The 4,883-nt window shown below is 56.1% G+C and carries 3 protein-coding genes; 1 reads left to right on the top strand and 2 read right to left on the bottom strand.

The features are described 5' to 3' along the window. Positions 1–270: 270 nt before the first annotated feature. Positions 271–2,181 carry a glucosamine-6-phosphate deaminase gene (locus ACF8AM_RS05920; protein ID WP_392554734.1) on the bottom strand — a complete coding sequence of 637 codons (1,911 nt, stop codon included), beginning with the start codon at positions 2,179–2,181 and terminating at the stop codon, positions 271–273. A gap of 316 nt (positions 2,182–2,497) precedes the next feature. Beyond that, positions 2,498–3,547: an ROK family protein gene (locus tag ACF8AM_RS05925; protein ID WP_392554735.1), complete on the bottom strand. Its 1,050-nt coding sequence runs from the start codon at positions 3,545–3,547 to the stop codon at positions 2,498–2,500. A gap of 272 nt (positions 3,548–3,819) precedes the next feature. On the opposite strand from ACF8AM_RS05925, the gene ACF8AM_RS05930 reads away from it, so the two are divergent. Then, on the top strand, positions 3,820–4,707 hold the full coding sequence (locus tag ACF8AM_RS05930; protein WP_392554736.1) for an alpha/beta hydrolase: 888 nt from the start codon (positions 3,820–3,822) through the stop codon (positions 4,705–4,707). Positions 4,708–4,883: the final 176 nt, after the last annotated feature.

The raw sequence follows: 4,883 nt of genomic DNA on the forward strand, positions 1-4,883 counted from the left end.
TACGAGTGGTGTGTGGAGACAGGGGTGGCGGACTGAGGGGCTCAGTCGGCTACGGTGAGTGGGTGAAGATACGGGTTGCCGACTGAGGGGCTCAGTCGGTTACGAGTGGTGGGTGGAGACAGGGGCGGTGGACTGAGGGGCTCAGTCGGTTACAGGGTTGGATGGAGACAGAGGAGAGCGACTGGGGGGCCTAGCTGGTTGCGAGTGGTTGGGCGGAGGCTTGATTTCAGGGGAGTCACAGACTGGATCGCATTGCCACCTTGATTGGGGCTACGGTCGCGGTTTGTATTGCACGAAACCTTCGATGGCTTGGTACTGAGCCAAACCGAGTTGGTCGTAGGTTCGTGCGGTGGAGGCATTACGGGCTTCGGCTCGCTGCCAGAATTCGCGGGCGTCGGCACCTGGAAAGAGGGCCCGGTCTTTTTGTGATTCATGCTTGAAGATTGCGGCGCGTTTCCGGTCGACTTCTTGTGGGCTCAGCGGGACCGCCATCTCAATTTCATGCGGCGCCCATTCTTGCCAGGCACCACGATACAGCCACACCACACACTCTTTCATCCAATCGTCGTCTCGACATCTTTCCACGGCTGCAAAGAGAACGTCGAGGCATGTTCGGTGGGTTCCGTGAGGGTCGCTGAGGTCACCGGCCGCGTAGATCTGATGCGGTTTGACTTCTCGCAGAAGCTGGACCGTGATTTGGATGTCTTCGTCACTGATCGGTTTCTTGCGGACGACTCCCGTCTCGTAAAACGGCAATTCCAGGAAGTGAAGACGCTCGGCGGGGACACCGCACACGATGGCGCCCTCTTCTGCTTCACCGCGGCGGATCAAACCTTTGAGGCGTTGCATTTCAGGGATGTCGACTTCTCCCGCGTCTTTCTCTTTCAAGAATCCGATCATGCGTTCGGTCAAGTCGACCACGGGCGGTGTCAGCAGCTCAAACTCCTTGCAGAACTCGCGGGCAAATTTGGCAAAGCGGATGGCGTCGCCATCGAACACGGCGCTGTTGCCGGATGTTTGATACGCCACGTGTACCTCGTGGCCTTGGTCGGCCAGTCGTGTCAGTGTGCCTCCCATCGAGATGACGTCGTCATCGGGGTGCGGTGAAAACAGCACGATGCGTTTGGGGAACACAACATTGGGCTGGTTGGGTTTGCCGGCTGGCCACCCCGTGATCGTGCTTTGAAGATGGCGAAAGACTCGCAAGTTGATTTCATAGGCAGAACCGTATTCCGCCAACAGATCTTGAAGACCGTTTTCGTTGTAATCACCATCGACCAGCATCAATACCGGCTTCTGCAGTTTTTGCGACAAATCGATGACCGCACGACGAACCATGGTGTCGTCCCAAGTCACTTGCTCAACCAACCAGGGTGACTGAACGACGGTCAGCTTGGCTGCCGCGGCGAGATCCAAAATCAATTCGGCATCGGGGTGTTCTTGCAACGAGGTGGCGGGGACGGTGGGCGCGAGCTCACCTTCGATTGTTCGAGCGATGATCGATGCTTTGCCTTCGCCAAACGCAAGCAAGAAGATTTTTCGAGCCTGGAGGATGGTGGCAACGCCCATCGTGATTGCTCGTCGCGGGACGTTCTCCACCCCAAAGAAATGACTGGCTGAATCGATCCGTGTCATCCCGTCCAACGTGATCATTCGCGTTCGGGATTCGGTACCCGACCCGGGTTCATTGAAGCCAATGTGTCCGGTTCGCCCAATCCCGAGCAACTGAATGTCGACACCACCCGCATCCGCCATCTGTTGCTCGTAGTCCCGACAATTGTCCGAGATGCTTTCGACGGGATGCGTTCCATCAGGAAGATGAATGTTCTCGGGTCGAATATCAACATGATCGAAAAGATGTTCGTGCATGAACCTCGCATGGCTCTGCAAACAAGCTGGAGCCATGGGGTAGTATTCGTCCAAGCTAAAAGTGACGACGTTGGCAAACGAAAGCTGCTCGTCTCGATGCAACCGGACGAGTTCCGCGTACACGTTGACCGGGGAAGACCCGGCGACGAGCCCCAGCACGGCCATCCGTGACTCACCGGCTCGCGAGCGAATCAGGTCGGCGATTTCGTGTGCGATCGCAACACTCGCGTCAGTGGATTCGGGGTAAACCCGATACGCAATCTTGTGATTGGATGATTGCGGGATGAGTCGGGCGGCGTCCGTTCCAGGCATGTTTTTTCTCGAGTGCATTGTCAGTGTTTCGCCATCGCGATCGGAGTGATCTGCGGCGGACGATCTCTGGGAGGCGGGTGATCTGGGCGCGGGATCTCGTCTGGAATTCTAAGCAACGAACCCACGTTGCAAAATGCCACGCTCCGTCACGCCTGGGGCGAATTTGGGTGACCGTTTTGGCTTGCAAAGCAGGCCGGCAGACCTCTTTGGGCATTGAAATGGTTTCGCCAAATGCATCTGTCCCCACAAACAACTGACATGCACGTGATTGCCGCACAGGGGAATTTCGGATCCATCCTACGATTCTGTTTGCGGTTCAAGCAGAGGGCAGTTTCGATTGTTGAGCTTGGTGGGTTTGGCGAGCGTAGTGGGCGGCACCAACGATTCCGGCATCGTTGCCCAAGGTTGCAAATTCAATTTTGAGATGGGAACGGATCTGAACCAGCGTCCGTGGGTAACACTCTTCCCGAATCGATTTCAAAAATTGTTTTCCAGTGTCGGTGCCGGGACCACCGAAAGTCATGGCCCCTCCCAGCAACACGACATCGGGGTCAATCACGTGAGCGAGCATTGCGATGGCACGTCCAATCAGAACTCCGGTGTGTTGGATCACATCCATCGCAATGGTGTCGCCGTCGGCTGCCGCGTTTGCGATCGACAGTGGCGTGAGCGGATTCATCTTTCGAAGCACACTGTGTCGTTCTGACTCGGCCAAGATTTCTTGTGCGGTTTGGACGACGCCACCGGCACCCGCGTAAGCTTCCAAGTGGCCTGGAAAGCCGCACCCACATTGTCTGGCACTGTCGCTGAAATCAATCGTGGCATGACCGATTTCACCGCCACAACCATTGGCACCGCGGACTGGCCGCCCGTCTAAAATGACTCCTCCACCGACACCGGTGCCGAGCGTCATCAGCACCAATGAATTGGCACGGCACAGGCCGTGAGCCGACTCAGCGAGCGCGGCTGCATCGGCATCGTTCAACAAGAAAACTGGCTTTTGAAAAACAGTGGAGAGTTGTTGCCGAAAATTCAGTTGATGCCAGCGATGCAGATTCGCCGTTTCAGCCAACTCTTCTGCGGTTGGATCCAACACACCAGCCATTGCCAAACCGATCGCTTGCAGGTCGTCGATGGACTGCGACGAACTGGCCATGGTTTGACGCACACTGTCTCGGCAAGATTCAAAGGCAGCGGTGGGGGAATCAAAGTCATCGGTGCGTATGTGATTTCGCCAGATGAGCTGGGACCCGCGAAACAATCCAAACTTGATCGTCGTCCCACCGAGATCGATTCCGAGAACCCATGAAGCCTCCTTGATTTGATCGGAGTTCTGAGTCGGATGTTCGGAGGAGGAAAAATTCATACGTGTCGGGGAGCGTGGTTCCGATGGGGATGAGTGGATTTGGCAGGAATTGGAGCGGGTTGATTTTGTCAGCGAGAACACGATCGAGTTGGGTTCGTCTCAGGGAACCGTGGGCGATCAGCCATCTGCTGAAAACTTCGATGCTTGGCGTCAAGGTGCGGTTGTTCCGAGTCATTCTAATTGGAACAGCGGACGACCTTGATCGATTTGAATCGATTACACTTTGCATCCCCCCTTCTCATCCATCGCCCCGCCATTCGTTGGAGATTTTGATGCGCCGAATGCAATCGTTTCCCTTCCATGCATTGCTGCTTTCGCTTTGTGTTGCCATCCCCTCGATAGGCCTTGCCGAAGATTCGCCGCAACGAATCCCACTGTGGGAAGACGGTGCACCGGGTTCTGAAGCACGCATGCACGAAGCGGAAGTTTTGACAGGGACGAACGTCTCGAACGTGCATCACCCATCCATCACACCGTACTTGCCTGCGAAACAGAAGGCGACGGGAACCGCGATCCTGATTGCTCCGGGAGGCGGCCACCAGAAACTCTGTTTGGGACACGAAGGTGATTCCTTGGCGGAGTGGTTTGCCGACCACGGCGTCGCGGCGTTCGTCCTGCGATATCGTTTGTGCCGAGAACCGGAATCGGAGTACACGTTGAAAGGACACGCGATGGATGACACTCGACGAGCGATCCGCATGGTTCGCGCCAATGCTGAGGCTTGGAACGTGAAGCCTGATCGGATTGGCATCCTTGGCTTTTCAGCGGGCGGTGAACTGGCAGCCTATTCCGCGATGGACCCGCGGCCGGGAGATCCCCAAGCGGAAGATCCAATTGAAAGAGAAAGCAGTCGTCCGGATTTCCAAGGCTTGATCTATCCTGGTAAGTCCAGCACATTCACGGTTTCGCCAGGGATGCCACCGGCCTTCATCGCCTTTGGATTTCACGATCGAGAGGACATCGCGTTTGGGATGGCCAAAGTCTACTTGAAATACAAGGAAGCTGACGTTCCCTGCGAAATGCATGTCTACAGTGAAGCGGGACACGGGTTCGGGTTCCGAGCGAACAGCAACACCGCTGCAGGCAAATGGCCCGAACGGATGCTGGAATGGCTCACCGATCGCAAGCTGCTGACCAAGAGTCACGCTGCAACGGACTGAGGCAAGGCGTCGCTTGGTCAGACGCGACGTTGAACCGGAGTGATGCGTTCCAAGTGGTCTGTCACGACCTGTTGTTAGGTTCGTGGACGAGGCGACGAGTCCTGAAGTGGCGTAAAATTCAAGGACTCGTCGCTTCGTCCACTACGATTCCCCCTCACTTATAGCTTTGACAGATC

The organism is Rhodopirellula sp. JB055, from assembly GCF_043100905.1.
In the GTDB taxonomy this organism is placed as follows: domain Bacteria; phylum Planctomycetota; class Planctomycetia; order Pirellulales; family Pirellulaceae; genus Rhodopirellula.

Excerpts from the sequence above, each read along its gene's own strand:
- ACF8AM_RS05920 (WP_392554734.1), bottom strand. The coding sequence starts at position 2,181 with ATGCCTGGAACGGACGCCGCCCGACTCATCCCGCAATCATCCAATCAC.
- ACF8AM_RS05925 (WP_392554735.1), bottom strand. The coding sequence starts at position 3,547 with ATGAATTTTTCCTCCTCCGAACATCCGACTCAGAACTCCGATCAAATC.
- ACF8AM_RS05930 (WP_392554736.1), top strand. The coding sequence starts at position 3,820 with ATGCGCCGAATGCAATCGTTTCCCTTCCATGCATTGCTGCTTTCGCTT.